12 protein-coding genes are annotated in these 16,325 nt (G+C 43.9%); 7 read left to right on the top strand and 5 right to left on the bottom strand.

Features of this window, described 5'->3' with window-relative positions; translation table 11 throughout:
* Positions 1 to 5 precede the first annotated feature (5 nt).
* Both AUJ82_06670 and AUJ82_06665 read right to left on the bottom strand, forming a co-directional pair.
* The gene (locus tag AUJ82_06670) at positions 6 to 878 is read right to left on the bottom strand and encodes a hypothetical protein (protein ID OIO59233.1); all 873 of its coding nucleotides are present in this window, start codon (positions 876 to 878) and stop codon (positions 6 to 8) included.
* The gene (locus AUJ82_06665; GenBank protein ID OIO59232.1) at positions 875 to 3,700 is read right to left on the bottom strand and encodes an isoleucine--tRNA ligase; all 2,826 of its coding nucleotides are present in this window, start codon (positions 3,698 to 3,700) and stop codon (positions 875 to 877) included. Before AUJ82_06665 ends, AUJ82_06670 begins: the two co-directional genes overlap by 4 nt.
* Positions 3,701 to 3,979: 279 nt before the next feature.
* Between AUJ82_06665 and AUJ82_06660 the strand changes: the two genes are divergently transcribed.
* Genes AUJ82_06660 through AUJ82_06650 form a run of 3 tightly spaced genes read left to right on the top strand, consistent with a single transcriptional unit; the run spans position 3,980 to position 6,938 of the window.
* Positions 3,980 to 4,966 (top strand): hypothetical protein, encoded by a 987-nt coding sequence (locus AUJ82_06660; GenBank protein ID OIO59231.1) that lies wholly within the window; start codon positions 3,980 to 3,982, stop codon positions 4,964 to 4,966.
* Between the two features lie 15 nt (positions 4,967 to 4,981).
* Positions 4,982 to 6,586 (top strand): phosphoglycerate mutase (2,3-diphosphoglycerate-independent), encoded by a 1,605-nt coding sequence (locus tag AUJ82_06655; protein ID OIO59230.1) that lies wholly within the window; start codon positions 4,982 to 4,984, stop codon positions 6,584 to 6,586.
* A gap of 22 nt (positions 6,587 to 6,608) precedes the next feature.
* On the top strand, positions 6,609 to 6,938 hold the full coding sequence (locus AUJ82_06650; protein OIO59229.1) for a hypothetical protein: 330 nt from the start codon (positions 6,609 to 6,611) through the stop codon (positions 6,936 to 6,938).
* A 59-nt stretch (positions 6,939 to 6,997) separates the two neighbouring features.
* Here AUJ82_06650 and AUJ82_06645 read toward each other — a convergent pair whose 3' ends face one another.
* Positions 6,998 to 8,965 (bottom strand): hypothetical protein, encoded by a 1,968-nt coding sequence (locus AUJ82_06645; protein ID OIO59228.1) that lies wholly within the window; start codon positions 8,963 to 8,965, stop codon positions 6,998 to 7,000.
* Here AUJ82_06645 and AUJ82_06640 point away from each other — a divergent pair.
* From AUJ82_06640 to AUJ82_06625, 4 genes are all read left to right on the top strand, one after another.
* The gene (locus AUJ82_06640) at positions 8,964 to 9,161 is read left to right on the top strand and encodes a hypothetical protein (GenBank protein OIO59227.1); all 198 of its coding nucleotides are present in this window, start codon (positions 8,964 to 8,966) and stop codon (positions 9,159 to 9,161) included. The two genes, AUJ82_06645 and AUJ82_06640, sit on opposite strands and share 2 nt — an antisense overlap.
* Before the next feature lie 91 nt (positions 9,162 to 9,252).
* Entirely contained in the window at positions 9,253 to 10,974 is a 1,722-nt protein-coding gene (locus AUJ82_06635) for a sodium:calcium symporter (protein ID OIO59226.1), read from the top strand.
* Positions 10,975 to 11,156: 182 nt separating this feature from the next.
* Positions 11,157 to 12,884, top strand: coding sequence for a sodium:calcium symporter (locus AUJ82_06630; GenBank protein ID OIO59225.1), 1,728 nt, complete (start codon positions 11,157 to 11,159; stop codon positions 12,882 to 12,884).
* 4 nt (positions 12,885 to 12,888) lie between these two features.
* Entirely contained in the window at positions 12,889 to 13,809 is a 921-nt protein-coding gene (locus AUJ82_06625; GenBank protein OIO59224.1) for a tRNA (adenosine(37)-N6)-dimethylallyltransferase MiaA, read from the top strand.
* Here the strand turns inward: AUJ82_06625 and AUJ82_06620 are convergent.
* Positions 13,806 to 15,425 (bottom strand): hypothetical protein, encoded by a 1,620-nt coding sequence (locus tag AUJ82_06620; protein ID OIO59223.1) that lies wholly within the window; start codon positions 15,423 to 15,425, stop codon positions 13,806 to 13,808. The two genes, AUJ82_06625 and AUJ82_06620, sit on opposite strands and share 4 nt — an antisense overlap.
* A gap of 103 nt (positions 15,426 to 15,528) precedes the next feature.
* Complete coding sequence (locus AUJ82_06615) at positions 15,529 to 16,305, bottom strand: hypothetical protein (GenBank protein ID OIO59222.1); 777 nt, start codon at positions 16,303 to 16,305, stop codon at positions 15,529 to 15,531.
* Between the last annotated feature and the right edge of the window lie 20 nt (positions 16,306 to 16,325).

Raw genomic sequence — 16,325 nt, 5'->3', positions numbered from 1 at the left:
AAGATTTAGTCACCGTTATCTTCGCCTGTATATTGGGCTGAGTCCTCTAATGTTGTTTCTGAGAAGACACTACCGCGATCGACGGCTTTCTTTTTAACAGATTCGAGCTGTTTTTGACCTGAAAGGGAGTAGCGAGTGAAAGGTACGGCCATGAGGCGGTCTTTTGCGATGGGTTCATTTGTGATTTCACAGACACCATAAGTACCGTCCATGATGCGGATGATAGCTTCTTCAATTTCATAAAGAACGTCTTGTTCACTGGAAACGAGGCCCAGGGCAAAGTCACGGTCAAAAGTATCGGTACCCGCATCAGCCAGATTGAAGCTAGAGAGGTCGCCAGAATCTTCCTTCATAGAACGCTTCAATGTTTCTTTGGTGTGAAGATCAAGACCCGCTTTTACTTTGTCTCGTAACTCGAGCAAAGCTTTGTAGTAGGGTAAAAATTTCTTATCGACCCGAGATTCATCGAAGAGAGAAACGGGCCTGCTTTTTGCATCCGCGGGATTGAATCCGAGGATATCGGACAGGGAAGCGGCACCGAGAATACGCTTTTTTGTTTCGGTTGTGTCGACTGTTTTCTTGGTGGTTACCGTGTGTTTTGAGAAAGCGGGTTTAGCAGTTGTTGGCTGCTCATTTTCTTCACCCTTTGAGTCCTTGTTCTTTTTGATGTACTCGTGGACTTCATCGAGAGAGAAAACAACCGGTGTGTGCTTTTGCTTCTTTTCTTTTACCTTAAAAATGGCGGGAGTTCCCTTACGTTTTCTGGCACCGAGCACGATAGATTTCTTTTTATCTTCGTCTTTATCTGATGTGTTTTTCTTTGGCATATTTGTATCAATTTTCTTTAAAGGTTGATTCGTCGTTTTTTTCGCGCTCATGATGGGGATATTGTGTTTTGTGAGTATTTAGAGGCCAAAGCTTCTTTACACCTTGGAGAGACTTCTCCAAAGCCCTCTGCTTTGACGAGGGATGGTACCCAGCGCCAGCTGCGGGGGCATCTGACACCTTCCGCGTGAGTGACAGCGACTGTCAATTCATCAGCGGAAGTGGGGTTGAGTTCAGCTTGTGAAACTATAAAAAATTCGGGAAGCTCTTTAATGTAGCGTTGGAGGAGTTTAAAGGAATCATTACTATTGGAAGCGCTAAAGGTCACCTTAGCGTCTAAGGATTGGCCGAGTAGTTTTTTCTGGCGGGCATCTTCCATGTGTTCGTTAACGAGAGATCTTATTTTAAAAAGTTTTTCGATGTCTTCAGCAATTTCCGGATTTTTCCAGTCCTCATTGACTGCGGGAAAAGCTTCTAGATGAATACATAGTTTACCATATTCCTTCTTATGAGTGAAGAACGAAAAGGCTTCATCTGCAGTGAAAGAGAGAATAGGAGCCAGCAAGCGCACGAGAACATTAAAGATCTCGTAGATAACGGTTTGCGAGGAGCGCCTTTCTGGCCAATTAGGTGCGTAGGTGTAGAGACGATCCTTTAGGATATCGTGATAGATGGCAGAAAGGGTGACGGCACAGAAGCGATTAATGAGTTGATAAGCACGGTGGAATTCGTAATTTTCGTAGGCCTCTGAGACCTTTTCTATGAGAACAGCCGTTTCGTGTAGAGCCCACTTGTCAATGTAGGTTAAGTCTTCGAGGGGGATGGCATCGGTTGGATGGTCGAAGTCATAGAGATTGCCAAGTTGAAAGCGAAGAGTATTGCGGATGGTTCGGTAGGTTTGGACAATATGTTTGAGAATGGGCTCTGAGAAGGGGATGTCGGAGCGGTAATCCTCTGAGCAAATCCAGAGGCGCATGACGTCGGCGCCATATGTGTTGATGTAGGAATCTGCCGTTTGCGGCTTTCCGTCACTTTTTGAGATTTTCTTTTTCTGTTCATCGACTATAAATCCGTGTGTTATGACTGTTTTAAACGGTGCAGCGCTGTCTGCGATGACACCTGTTAGTAGAGAGGATTGGAACCAACCTCTGTGTTGGTCACTCCCTTCGAAATAGAGATCAGCGGGCCAGCTAAGCTCTTTGTTCTTTTGCACAACTGCCCTGTGGCTTGAACCGGACTCGATCCAAACGTCGAGGGTGTCCATGCCCTTTGTGAGTTTTTTATCTAAAATTTCTTTTGGTAAATCGATGCCGTTAAGGAGTTCTTCAGCGGATTTGGAGAACCAGATATCAGTGCCCCCCTTCTCGATTTTATCGGCGAGGGCGAGGATGACCTTGGAATCCATGAGCGCATTACCCGCTTCATCGTAGAAACAGGGGATAGGAACGCCCCAGGTACGTTGCCTACTAATACACCAATCGGGTCTGTTGGTGACGGCACCGGTGATACGGTTTTTGCCCCAATCAGGGATCCATGTTACTTGGTCAATAACCTCTAGCGCGCGGGTACGGACATTTGATTTATCTAATGAGACGAACCATTGGTCTAAAGCGCGATAGATGACTGGCGTTTTAGAGCGCCAGCAGTAAGGGTAAGTGTGGTGACACTTTTCCTGATGAAGCAGTGCGTTATTCTCTGTTAAAAGTTTAAGAACAGCCTCGTTTGCCGGGCATTTGTTATTACCCGCGAGTACTGCAACCCCTACAAGTTCTGCCGGAATTTGGCCATCGTCAACATATTTACCATTATCGTCTACGGGACAATAAGGCTCGAGGCCAAAGTTGATGCCGTTTAAATAGTCCTCTAATCCGTGGCCAGGTGCAGTGTGTACGCAACCCGTGCCGGATTCCGTAGTAACATAGTCTGCGGTGATAACCGGGCTTTCTCTGTCTATGAAAGGATGGGCGGTGATGAGACCTTCGAGGTCTTTGCCCTTGTGTAAAACACCCTTGGAGACGTTTTCCAGTTTGCAGGTTTTAATAAAAGTATCTGCAAGATCTTTAGCAACAAGGAAAGCTTCTGTACCATCGTGGGTAATGAGCTGATAATCGAGCTCGGGGTGAACGGCGACTGCGAGGTTTGCCGGAAGCGTCCAAGGCGTAGTTGTCCAAATAACTAAGGAAACGGGAATAGAGTAGCCTATGCGAGAAGGCTCCTTGAGATTAAATTTTACCCAGACGGAATCACTCACATGATCCTTGTATTCGATTTCGAATTCGGCGAGGGCGGTTTTACAAGGGATGGACCAGTAGACCGGTTTTTTACTACGGTAGACGAGATTATGCTCTACGAACGAAGCGAATGTTCTTAATACATCGGCTTCATAGGCGGGATCCATGGTTTTGTATTCATGTTTCCAGTCTGCGAGAACACCCAGGCGCTTGAATTGGCGGGTTTGGATATCGATGTAGTTTTGGGAAAATTTAGCACATTCCTTACGAAGATCGAGCGGGCAGAGCTCCTTTTTTTCCTCTTGGAGACGGACAGCTACCTTGTGCTCGATAGGGAGGCCATGGCAGTCCCAGCCAGGTATGTAAGGCGTTTTGTAGCCCTGCATGGATTTGTAGCGCAGGATAACATCCTTTAAAATTTTATTAGAAGCCGTACCGATGTGGATGTCACCGTTAGTGAACGGAGGGCCATCATGAAGGACGAACGTGCCCTTATCCCTCTTTTCGTTATTTTCCTGAATAGCGTAGTATAATTTAGTATCATCCCAATGTTCAATACGTTTGGGCTCACGTTCAACAAGACTTGCCCGCATCGGGAAATCTGTTACAGGGAGGTTAAGCGTATCTTTGAGATTATCGGACATGGAAAATGTTTGTGGAGGGAAAAATTAAAAAACCAGACAGGGGTAAGATGCTTCAATAAGCGTATAAAGTCAAGTGAAAGTGAAGATTTAGGGGGTAAGCGCAAGCAAAAAGGTTAAGCCTTTCAATAAATAGAGGAACAATTGATTGTCTATCATTGCTTTATCTTATGAAAAGGCAAGACTAAAATGGTTGTGGGGTGCTTTTGGATAAAGAAGATTTGCTATAGGAAGCATCAACATACTTGACAGGATACCCGAAAAAAAAAGAGACTCTTAGGGATGATCGATTATTCCTCGTTAAGCATTTTACTACTTGTGCTGATTATTGTAATCGGCTTGGCATTTTTGTATGGCGGGGGCGAGTGGCTCTGCCGTGGGGGTACGAGCTTGGCGTTACGCTTTCATGTGGCGCCATTAGTTGTGGGATTAACAATTGTAGCCATGGCTACAAGTTTGCCAGAACTGGTTACCTCGCTGATAAGCGCTTATAAAGGGAGCCCTGGGATTGCGGTGGGTAATATTGTGGGAAGTAACATTGCGAACGTCGGGCTTATTTTGGGTATAGCAGCGATGATGTGGCCCATGCAGATACATGCCCGGATAATTCGTTTGGAAATGCCGATCTTGGTGGGCGTGAGTATTCTATTAATGGCATTTGCTGCTAATGGGACAATACAGCGGTGGCAGGGGATTGTACTGCTCGTAATATTTATTGTTTATATTGTTTACATAACGAAAGAAGCGTTAAAGGAAAAACAATCGGTAAAGAAAAGCATTGAGCACGAAGTTAAAGAGCATGAAGTGAAGTCTGTTCGTACGATCGTATTTTTCTTAATAGGAGGCGCGGTGGCATTATGGTTAGGAGCAGAGCTGCTTGTAAACGCATCAATTGAGACGGCGAGACGAGCCGGGATAAGCGAAGACTTTATCGGATTAACCGTTGTGGCCGTTGGGACCAGTTTACCGGAATTAGCAACCTCTGTGGTGGCGGCTATGCGTAAGGAAAGTGATATATGCGCGGGGAATCTTGTGGGGTCTAACCTGTTTAACATATTGTTCATTGGCGGTACGGTATCGACACTTTACCCGTTAACGGTGAGCATGCGGATGGTCGCAGTTGATTTCTCTATCATGATTCTTTTAACGCTCCTGATCTGGAAGTTTTTTGTGACGGATAAAGAAGTGACACGTAAAGAAGGGGCACTGCTGGTGATCTTTTATATAGGATTTATTGTGATAACAGGATTGTCACAAGGCTGGGTTTAGTACTAAGATTTTGTTATGGAAGACATTCGCCCCGTGGTGTTAATTATTCGAGATGGCTGGGGGAGTAACCACAATCCCGAGCATAACCCCTTTAATGCTATTTACCAGGCCGATACCCCGGTTGATGATGAATTGGCGCGCCATTGGCCTAGAACGGAGATAAAAGCCTGCGGGCGAGATGTAGGGTTGCCTGACGGTGTAATGGGCAATAGTGAAGTGGGTCACCAAAATATAGGCGCCGGAAGAATTGTGGATCAAGAGATCGTGCGCATTGATAAAGCGATTGAGGGTGGGGAGATCAGTAAAAATAGCGTTTTAAACGAAGCCTTTGAACATGTAAAAAAGAATAACAGCCGATTGCACTTTATTGGACTGGTTTCGGATGCCGGTGTGCACGCGATGTTGCGCCATTTATATGGGTTACTAAAGTGCGCAAAAGACCAAGCGATTAAAGATGTTTTCATACATGCGATTACGGATGGCCGGGATACCGCGCCGACCGGTGGGGAACGTTATATAAAAGAATTAGAAGCGCAATGTCAGACGATAGGCGTGGGTAAGGTTGCAACGGTGAGCGGGCGGTATTGGGCGATGGATCGGGATAAGCGGTGGAATAGAGTCCAAAAAGCGTATGATTGCATGTGTGGTGTTAGTGCGATTTACCAAGATACAAGCGCGGAAAAGATTCTAGCGCATGCCTATAAAACCCCTGTGAGTGAGACCCAAAAAGGAGATGAGTTTATAGAGCCCTCTTGGGTAGTTGATGATGCTGGAAAACCTATTGGCAGTATAGCCGACGGCGATGTAGTGATCTTCTTTAATTTTAGGGGAGATCGGCCTAGGGAACTGGTGACCGCGCTGACAGATAAGAATTTTAAGGGATTTGAGCGAGCTATTTTCCCTAAGATTATGATGGTGACGATGACCTCTTATGAAGAAGGCCTTTGCGATAGAGTATTATTTACGAAGCCTCCCAAAATGAAGAATATACTTGGGGAATATGTTTCCAATAAGGGAGTAGCCCAGTTTAGGTGCGCAGAGACAGAGAAGCACCCCCATGTGACCTTTTTCTTTAACGATTACAGAGAAGAGCCTTTCCCGAAAGAAGATCGAAAAATGGTCGATAGCCCTAAAGAAGTGGCCACTTATGATGAAAAGCCTGAGATGAGTGCGTATGCGGTATGTGCCACGACCAAAGAAGCGATTTTATCTAAAAAGTACGGGTTAATTGTAGTGAATTTTGCAAACGCGGACATGGTAGGGCACACGGGTTCATTGGAAGCGGCTACCAAAGCTGTAGAAGTCGTGGATGAGTGCGTGGGCGTTTTACTAAAAGCGATAGATGAGATTGGTGGGGCAGCTATTGTCACTGCGGACCACGGTAATGCGGACCAGATGTGGAACCCGAAAATAAATTCCCCCCATACGCAGCATACCCTAAATTTAGTGGAACTTATTGTTTACGGGAAAAGTTTAGAGAAAGCGGTGATGCGTAAAGAAGGGCGATTGGCGGATATAGCGCCCACGATCCTTGAGCTAATGGGATTAGATACCCCAAAAGAGATGACGGGGCAGAGCTTAATAAAAACCCTCAAGCCTGAATATTCTTTACATAAGTAACTCGCTGTAATAGATTAAAATTATGAGCCCCTATGAATTTACCCTGAGTGATAGCGATACGAAGTTGCTCATAGTAGTCCATCAAAACCGATTTGAAGCGGCCACGATTGGGGAGTTTAAAGAGGGTTTGGAGGATATTTGGAATGATAAAATTAGCAACGTCGTCATTGATTTTGAGGATGTTAATTTTATAGACAGCTCCGGTATAGGCGCTTTGTTAGGTGTGCAAAAGAAGTTGAGAGATACGGGTAGCCCGGTACAATTGATAAAGGCGAAGCCCAATGTGATTAGCGTAATAGAGTTATTACGCCTACATCGCGTGTTCGAGATTAGTGAGCCCGAGAGTGTGTGAAAGGAGTGAGTTGCTTCAGTCTAAAAGCACTCATCCCTCATCTCTTAGAGTTTTGAACCTCAATTTCCTTTTTGCTGCGAGTACAGGGGGCTAATTTGCTCCTGTGAGAGACCAATTTCTTCTAATGCCTTACTTACTTCAGTATTCTTCTCTTGTCCAAACAGAGATGTCTTACCGGCTTTATTTGCGATGGAAAGGAGTATAAAGATTTGCTCAGGCGAAAGATCAACTTGCTTCATATCTCTGAGGGTCGGACCTAAGGAACCAATAAACGATGCGGTTCGCAGAGATGTATAGCCATCATCGCCCTGTATGGAAAGGAGTGTAAATATTTCTTCTGACGAAATACCTACTTGCCTCATTCCTTTGAGGGTCAAACCTAAGTTATGATGATATGCTGCGTAATGCAACGATACCTCGCCTTTATCATTGGTCAAGGAAAGGAGTATAAGTATTTGCTTAATTGAAAAGCCCTCTTGCTTGATCACGAAGAGGTTCTTTATTAGGTACCCAAGATACGCTGCGGTATGAAACAGTGTCTTGCCGTATTTATCTGGTGTAGAAAGGAGTGTAAGTATTTGCTTAGTTGAAATGCCCACATTTATAATATCTCTGAGGGTTGAACCTAAATGATCTTCATTCGCCGCAGTATACAAAAGTGTTTCGCCGTTTGTATTCCTTGTGGAAAGAAAAGTCTCAATTTCTTTTCCGTTGAGCCCAATGTTTGCAATCAAGATATCGAGGGTATTTGCCAGCGCACCCGATTGGGATATCTCGAATATATATTTTTCTGCTAGCTTGAAAATATCATTCTTGCTATAGCCTAGACCAATAAAGCACCGATAAGCATCTTTTTGCTTAAATATAGAGCAAATACAGGATGTAACCTTTCTTTTATCGGCGAGTTTGTCTTCCAGAAGTTCTTTGATCGAGTAATGGCTGCTTGTTTTATCCAGAAAGTTCAGTGCCTCGACATTTCCTCCGTTAATGATTTTATTTAAGAACAAAAGATATTCTGGGGTGTGCATAAAATACTTAATTTGGTAGGAGTGCTTCGTCTCATTGAGTTTATATTCCTTCGAATATGAATACTCTTCGCGGAAGTAGTTGATGAGATTCGATAATAAGGGATCCTCTACTGTATAGTTGGGATTGTTGAGTGCGTTTTTGATATGATTTTTTATCGAGTTATTGGAGTGTTGTAAAAATATGTTTGTGTCGAGGGACTCAAGAAAACCTTTTAGGATAGATTGGTATTCAGAAGTATTCATAACGTAATCGTAGCCGGTTTCCTTATTTTCCTTGAGCAATTTCCATTTCTGATAAGCCTCATCGCGACATTCCTTAATAACGGATATATCCCCGGCTAAAATAGCGCGGTGCTCCATGTATTTAAAAACAAACTCTATATTGTTTTTATAATCCTTAACATCATTGCCATGCTGTTTGATGAGGTCTTTGATGATAGTGGAGTCCGGATTACGAGTGATTTCATCAAAGAGGACATCTCCTACGAACTCGAGATCCTTGGATTGAAAGACGATGCTCCAAGGGGTTTCCTCAAAATGGTTTCGCTCGCTGAGTGGTGCGGGATATTCTGCTTGATCAAGGATATTCCGAAAAGCGATCCAGGCCTCGCTTGAACTAATTTCGGCAGCCCAGTGAAGGGGATTGTGTCCTTGGTAGTCCTTTGCGTTAAAACGAAATTTGTTGAGGCTATTAAAATGATTAATAAAATTTAGTACGATATCTGTTTTGTCCCCTTCGCCATCTTCCATGATAAAGTTAAAGAGGAGCTCGTATATACTAGGTATCGTATTGGTCGTTTCTTGTTGGGAAGTATATTTCTCGTTTATTATGCTTATATCCCGTTCGATGAGGTCCAAGTTCTCAATTTTGTCCCTGTCTTCTTTGTTATAGTTTGTGTATGTATAATTTCCGGATAAGGCTTGCTCGAGGTTGGGGTTGTAGTTTTCGTCTCCCTTAACTATGTAATCGAGATTATTTCTACTACTATTATTGATCATGGGTGTTTTTTTTATTAAATTTCTTGGTGATTTTCGATTATTGCGCTTTATTTTGAAACACTTGGTTCTGAGGAACGAATTGGTGAGGAAATGGACATATACGAGTTTCTGGCGCAAAAGCAAAGGTTACAGCATAATTCGTGCTAGAGTGAAGGCAAATGAGATCTTTTTTATTTTATTACTGTTTGATTTTTAATGGCTTAGCGGTTTATTGATAGATTTTGACGAAGGCTTGGGTAAAATATTCTCGCAATTGCAAGAGAATCGTTTTCAATGGTACACTACCTATGGCTACATCTTCAAAAAAGAAAGACGGTTGGGGGTCAAGTGTTGGCGTGATTTTTGCGGTTGCGGGAAGCGCGGTTGGCCTTGCGAACTTTTTACGATTTCCAGGTAACGTTGCCCAGTTTGGCGGCGGTGCCTTTATGTTGGCGTATTTTGTATCTCTGCTGGTGATTGCGCTTCCGGTGGCTTGGGCGGAATGGACATTAGGCCGTTATGGAGGGCAGCAAGGGTATCATTCCTGTCCTGGGATATTATTTTCCATCGGAAAGAAACCCATCTTTAAATACTTGGGTTTACTTGGGGTGATTATACCCCTTGTGATCTTTATGTACTATGTGTACGTGGAAGCGTGGTGTTTGGGGTATGCGGTTAACTTTGCCTTAGATAACTTGCATTTTGGAGAAATAAAGGATTCAAGCGAGTTTTGGCTTAATTTTGTAGGAGCCTATCAAGATGGTTCTGCAGTCGGATTTGGGGTGAAGCAAGTCGGTATCTATTTATTAATCGTATTCGCACTGAATATGATGTTGATTTACCGCGGGATTTCCAAAGGAATAGAAGTGTTTTGCCGTTATGCGCTGCCGACCTTGATTGTGATCGCAATCATTGTGTTAATTAAAGTGATGACGTTGGGCACACCGAATGCGGCGAAGCCTATGTGGAACATAGAAAACGGATTGGGATTCATGTGGAACCCGACCAAGGTGTATCTTGAAGAAAAGCTTCCTAATGGAAACTGGACAAGGGGCGATGAGATTATAGGTCGCAAAAACTTGGATAGCAAAGAGGCATTAGTCGCTGCCGAACCCGATACGTATCGGTTGAAAGAGATGACGGTATGGGATCAATTAAGACGCCCGAAGTTGTGGTTAATTGCGGCATCACAGGTATTCTTTTCATTATCGGTAGGATTTGGGATCGTTTTGACGTACTCCAGCTATATGAAGAAAGACGATGACGTTGTGCTCAGCAGTTTATCTGCAGCCAGCGCGAACGAGTTTGCTGAAGTGGGGCTTGGGGGGCTTATCAGTATTCCCGCGGCTTATGCCTTTCTTGGGGCGGCCGGGGTGATGGGGCAGACCCTCTTTGGTTTAGGATTTAACGTACTACCGATGGTATTTTCCGTAATGCCATTAGGAGCTTTGTTTGGATTTTTATTCTTCTTCCTATTATTCTTGGCAGGCGTGAATGCTGCGATTTCCACATTACAGCCAGGGGTAGCCTTTTTAGAAGAAAATTTGAATATTGGACGCAAACGATCTGTGGCGATTATTGGCACGATTACCCTGATGGGAGCGAGCTTTGTTATTTGGTTTAGTAAAGACTTGAAAGCGTTAGATTCTTTAAACTTCTGGGCAGCGGACTTCTTGATTTATGTGATCGCGTGTATTCAGGTGATTATATTCGGCTGGATATTCGGTATTGATAAAGGATTTAATGAACTGCACCGTGGAGCCGCGATTCGTATTCCTAATATTTTCAAGTATGTGATTAAATACCTATGCCCATTGTTCTTGTTAACGATCTTTGCGCTGTGGTTGTTATTAGATGTATTTGGACTAGGCGGAACGGGTATTGACCAACGGATATTGGATTTGACCGGCCATGGGGATATACCCCCGAATCCAGTCGCATGGATGAGTGTAGGCATTATCGTGATGCTACTTATTTTTATGGGCTTGATTGTGGCTAGCAATCCACGTTATAAAAAACTTAATTATTAAAAATCAGGAGACACACATACGATGACTATAGGCGGTTGGATTATAATGCTTTTATCTGTAAGTTCGGTAACCATGTTAATGATATGGTGTATCTATAAAGTTTTAACGACTCCGGGCGAAACAGAGCATATTCATGGCTTTGAGCAGAAGACGCCGGATGAGGATGAGGATTAAAACCTACTATGTCATCCAGGCCTTCTGGCATTAAAGAAACTTGGAACACCAAGCTAGGTGTTATTTTAGCCGTTTCCGGGAGCGCGGTAGGGATCGGTAATTTCCTACGTTTTCCTGGGCAAGCGGCTCAGTACGGTGGCGGGGCGTTTATGATCGCCTATGTAATCTCATTCCTGATCCTAGGGTTACCGATGGGTTGGGCAGAGTGGACGATTGGGAGACTTGGCGGAAAAAGAGGCTTTAGCTCCTGCCCCGGAATATTAAACGCCGTGTGGAAGCACCCCTTGGCGAAGTATATTGGTGTGATCGGTGTGGTGATACCGGTTTGTATGTACATGTATTATGTATATATAGAGGCCTGGTGTATGGGATACGCGGTTAATTTTGCGCTCGGCAATATGCATTTTGATAGTGTTGAGGAGTCCAGATCCTTTTGGGAGCATTTTGTAGGCTTTCATGCAGACGGCTCGGCCTTTGGATTTGGCGTAAAGCAAGTGGGGATGTTCTTGATACTGGCATTTCTCTTTAATTTTTATTTTATATATAGAGGCGTGGCCAAAGGGATAGAGATCTTTTGTAAATATGCACTGCCCAGCTTGATCATTTTAGCCATTGTTATTTTAATACGCGTATTAACCATGGGGACACCCGATACGGCACAGCCTTATAATAATGTAAACAACGGCTTAGGCTTTTTGTGGAACCCGGTGAAAACCTATCTACAAGAAAATGTAGAAGGGCAGTGGGTAAATTCATCTGAGTTGATTGGAGTGGGTTTGATAGAAGAGAAAAAAGAATTTGCATCGCTTAACCCCGAGCAATATCGCGTTTATGAGAAATCGGTATTGGAGCAATTGATGAGCCCGAGATTATGGTTAGCAGCGGCATCTCAGATCTTTTTCTCGTTATCTGTCGGGTTTGGGGTGATCATGGTCTATTCCAGTTACATGAAACCGGATGATGATGTTGTGCTCGGTAACCTGACCTCGGCGAGTGCTAACGAATTTTGCGAAGTAGCGTTAGGCGGATTAATTACAGTTCCCGCAGCGTATGCTTTTTTGGGAGCAGCCGGTATTGTTGGGCAAGGGATATTTGGGCTAGGGTTTAATGTTTTCCCGATGGTGTTTTCTAATATGTCCTTTGGGAATTTCTTTGGTTCGCTGTTCTTTGGGTTACTTTTTTTAGCCGCAATAACGAGCAGTATTTCCCAATTACAGCCCGGGTTAGCCTTTTTGGAAGAAGCCTTAAATGTGAGACGAAAAGCGGCGATTGCACTCTTGTTAGTGATTACCTCCTTTGGCGCGATGCTTGTTGTGTGGTTTAGTAAAGATGTGAGGGCCTTGGATACCTTCGATTTCTGGGTATCGACCTTTATGATCTATATGATCGCGACTATCCTGATGTTGATTTTTACGACGCAGCTAGGGGTTAAGGAAGGATTTGAAGAAGCGAGCCGAGGAGCTGCGTTTCCGATACCTAAGATCTTCTGGCCAATTACAAAATTCCTCTGCCCGATGTTTTTGCTGACTATCTTTTTCCTCTGGCTGATTATTGACGTTATAGGTGTTGGCGGAGCCGGTATTGACCACCATATTACGGATTTGTTTGGCGGCAAAGGCAAGACGGTGCAGCCCGTTGCGTGGTTTTGCGTGATCACGATTGTGATTTTGTATACCGTATTTTGCATGTTAGTGAGCCGCGTGAAGCGTTATAAAGAGTTTCAGGAAAGGGTTTAAATGGATGGGCAATGTATTATATGTTTTGACGGGCCCGACTGCTGTTGGTAAGACAGAGCTTGCGTTGCAATGGGCTGAAGAAAATGGTGCCGAGATTGTATCCTGCGATTCCTTACTTGTTTATAAAGGTATGGATATTGGAACCGCCAAGCCTACGCGTGAGGAGTTAGGCCGCATTCCGCACCATTGCATTGATATCGTACCGGTTAATAAACGCTTCTCGGTGAAAAATTATGAACAAGTGGCACATGAAGCGATTGAATCGATTTTATCTCGTGGAAAAAATGTACTGATTACGGGCGGTAGCGGCTTTTATTTGAAGTGTTTTTTTAGCCCTATTGCAGATGCAGTAGATGTTCCTGAAGCTATTGTGCATGAAGTTTTGGAGCTGTACCATAAAGAAGGCTTGGCAGGGTTAGTGGAAGCTCTGCGAGAACGCAACCCAAGCGGAACGGGAAAAGTTGAGTTAAAGAACCCCAGGAGAGTGATCCGTGCCCTAGAGAAATGCATGACAACCGGGCAAGAAATTACGGCTATGGAAGAAGCGTTTGCAGGGCAAACATCCCCGTTTGATAAATTCGAGAAACGCGTGTGTATGTTAACACGCTCTCAAGAAAGCTTAAAGGAACGCGTGCGATCGCGTGTAAAACAGATGTTACAAGCAGGCTTGTTGCCAGAAGTGGCACGCTTAAAAGACCAAGGTATTTTGGATAATTACAGTGCCGCTCGCTCTATAGGATATCGGGAGAGTTTGTCGTATTTGGAAGAACCGACTAGCTTGCAAGACCTAGAAGATTTGATTACTCAAAATACGATGCAACTGGTGAAAAAGCAGAAGACGTGGTTTAAATACCAAATCAAGGTCGACCATACGATCGACCTTGATATTGAAAAGTGCCCTGATTTGGATCAGCTTTTTGGTTAATTTTTGCCGATGCTTTTTTCTACTCCCTTGGAAACAAATTCCTCAATCGTGGCGTAGCCGGTAGCTTCAGCAGCGAGCGGGACCATTTCCTTGTAAATCTTTTGGACTTCAGCATTATCCGCTTCAAACTCAGGCTCCTTCTTGTCCTTTACGTAAACGTAGAAGACCTTAGTATCAGTAATAATTGCCTTTGAAAGTTTGCCTGTGGACATCGTGAGCATTGACTGGAGGATGAGTGGATTAAGCCCCTTTGGGGAATCCTTCAGCGTAAAGTTATTGAAAGACTCAATTGAAACGCTGTCCTGTGCGGCTACTTTGCTAAAATTAATTTTATCCTTTAAGTCCTCAGCAAGTTGCTTATGAATTTCCTCTGCCCTTGTTTGAAACGCTTTTGCTTTCAGTTCGAGGAGGACATCAGCTTTTACCTCGTTACGTACCTTAGCGAGAGGTTGGACAACGGAAGGCTCCTTGCCATTAAAGATTAAGAGCGCGCTATTTTCCTCTACAGGGAGAACATCCGAGACGAACTGTTGATCGCTAAGCGTGAAAGCTTGTCTGAGTAAAGCACCTGGTAAAGAAGAATCCGGCAGGAGGTTATCCTTATCGTAAGCGGGCAAGTCTGCCAGCGTTACATTATATTTATCCATAAGCTGATTGAACTCAGGGGAACCCTTTTGGATCTTACCATCATAAATTTCGTAAGCGAAGTTAAAGGCATCCTCACCGGCTTCACGCTCAGCCTTCTTATTCATATAAGCTTCAGTAGCTTCTTTTTTTACATCATTGAGTTGAGGGATCGTACCATCCGCTTTGGCAAACATGCCTGTGTTTTTATTAAAGAACGCTTCAAGCTCTGCATCAGTAGGGAGCTCAACTTTGCCCTGATAGTGGTCACGTTTGAACAAAATCAAAGAGGCGTGCACTTGCTCTGAGGATACGTATTGATCTTTGTGATTCTCGTAATATTCGTTAATTTGCTCCTCGGTGACCTGGATTTTAGGATCAAACTTATAGAAATCAAATTCAGCGACATCGATTGACCAGAGCGTTTCCAATTTATCGGCATCAAATTGAGCCTCATAGGGGATGACGTAGCCAGGACCCTTGAGCACTTTTTCGACAAGGCTGATACGGTAATCATCAATAATGGTTTCCCGTGCGATTTGCTGGTTTAATACGGGGTCGTTTTTAACCATTGTTAAAAATTCTTGATATTGAGTATCATTAAAACGACCTTGGAAATCTTGGAAATAAGGAATTGTTTTAATATAAGCAGCAAGCTCGGCCTCGGTTGGCTCTGGAATTTGTAACGTGTTTGCCAAGTGGATGAGAGCGGCGCGTTGCAAGAAAGCTTGCTCGGCTTGGGCTTGGAACACGAGGGCTTGACCTGTGGCAAGTAAGAAACTGATGTTTGTAGCAACCATTAAATCTCTGACTTCGTGCTCGGAGTTCAGATCGACCCCATAATAAAGGCTTTTTGCCATTTTCCCTTTAGCTCGACCAATACCGGGAGATGCCCCGATAGTGAATACGAAGGCGATAATAATAACGCCTAAAAGAATAGTGAAAAGCCACTTATAGTGCTTTTGTAGTAGATTTTGTAACCAGGAAATCATAGTTGAGAGGAAATTTGACTTACAAGGTTTTAAACTGGTCTATAAGCCATTCTATGTCAATAGCAGTTTGCAGCTCGTGGCGCTAAAAGAGCTCGTAATTGGCCTAAACACCTAGAAGCGGCATAATGACTTTGAATAACAAACTACCAAAGGCGATCAGCCCAACAATGATTGAGGGGATTAATACGAATGGATTTAAGCAGACGGTGCAAATAAATAAGGCGAGGTAGCCCAATGTATACGCAGCAAGTAGGCCAGGAGTTTGCGTAACAAAAAAATAGTAGAGGCAGAAACCAACTCCGAGGCTAGCCCGTAGCCGTATTAGCGGAAATACTTCTGTTAGGGCAAGGGCGAGCAGCAGCATCATGAGTAAATCAAACCCGCCAAGCAGAATAAGTGGATTATCCAACAGAGGCTGAAAGCTTTGAAATTCGATCAGCGATCTAACTTCTGAAAAATAGGGAATGAGCAAGACCAAGGCACTTAGGAACATCATAAGCGCAAGTGCGGGAAGCATGAGCCCCGCGGTAAAATCTTTAGATTTTCTTTTGGAGGTGATGTATTTTGTCTCAGCAGACATTCCCTCGGCGGCTGCGAGTAGATCTGAGACGTTGATGATTTTCCCCCCTTCTTTGTTGATCATAAACGGTAACATGGTTTTTCCGCTTCTAGCTCTTAATTCCAGGTTTTTTTCGTCTACAAAGAGAACCGTCATAAGGTATTCGTTATCCTTGATGGCGATCCAGGATTCTCTTACCTGGTCATAGTACAACGTATCCTCGTTTACCATACCGTTATGCATGAGCACTGCGAGCTCTTCGATCGTGTAAGGCCCTTCTGTTTTGGTGGTGCCGGGCTTGCAGATAGTATACTTGACCATTTTTTGGGGTGGGGCGGGGG

The sequence above is a fragment of the Verrucomicrobia bacterium CG1_02_43_26 genome, assembly GCA_001872735.1.
GTDB lineage: Bacteria > Verrucomicrobiota > Verrucomicrobiia > Opitutales > CG1-02-43-26 > CG1-02-43-26.
Note: the sequence above shows the minus strand (reverse complement) of the source record. Positions and strands in the feature narration are given on the sequence as shown.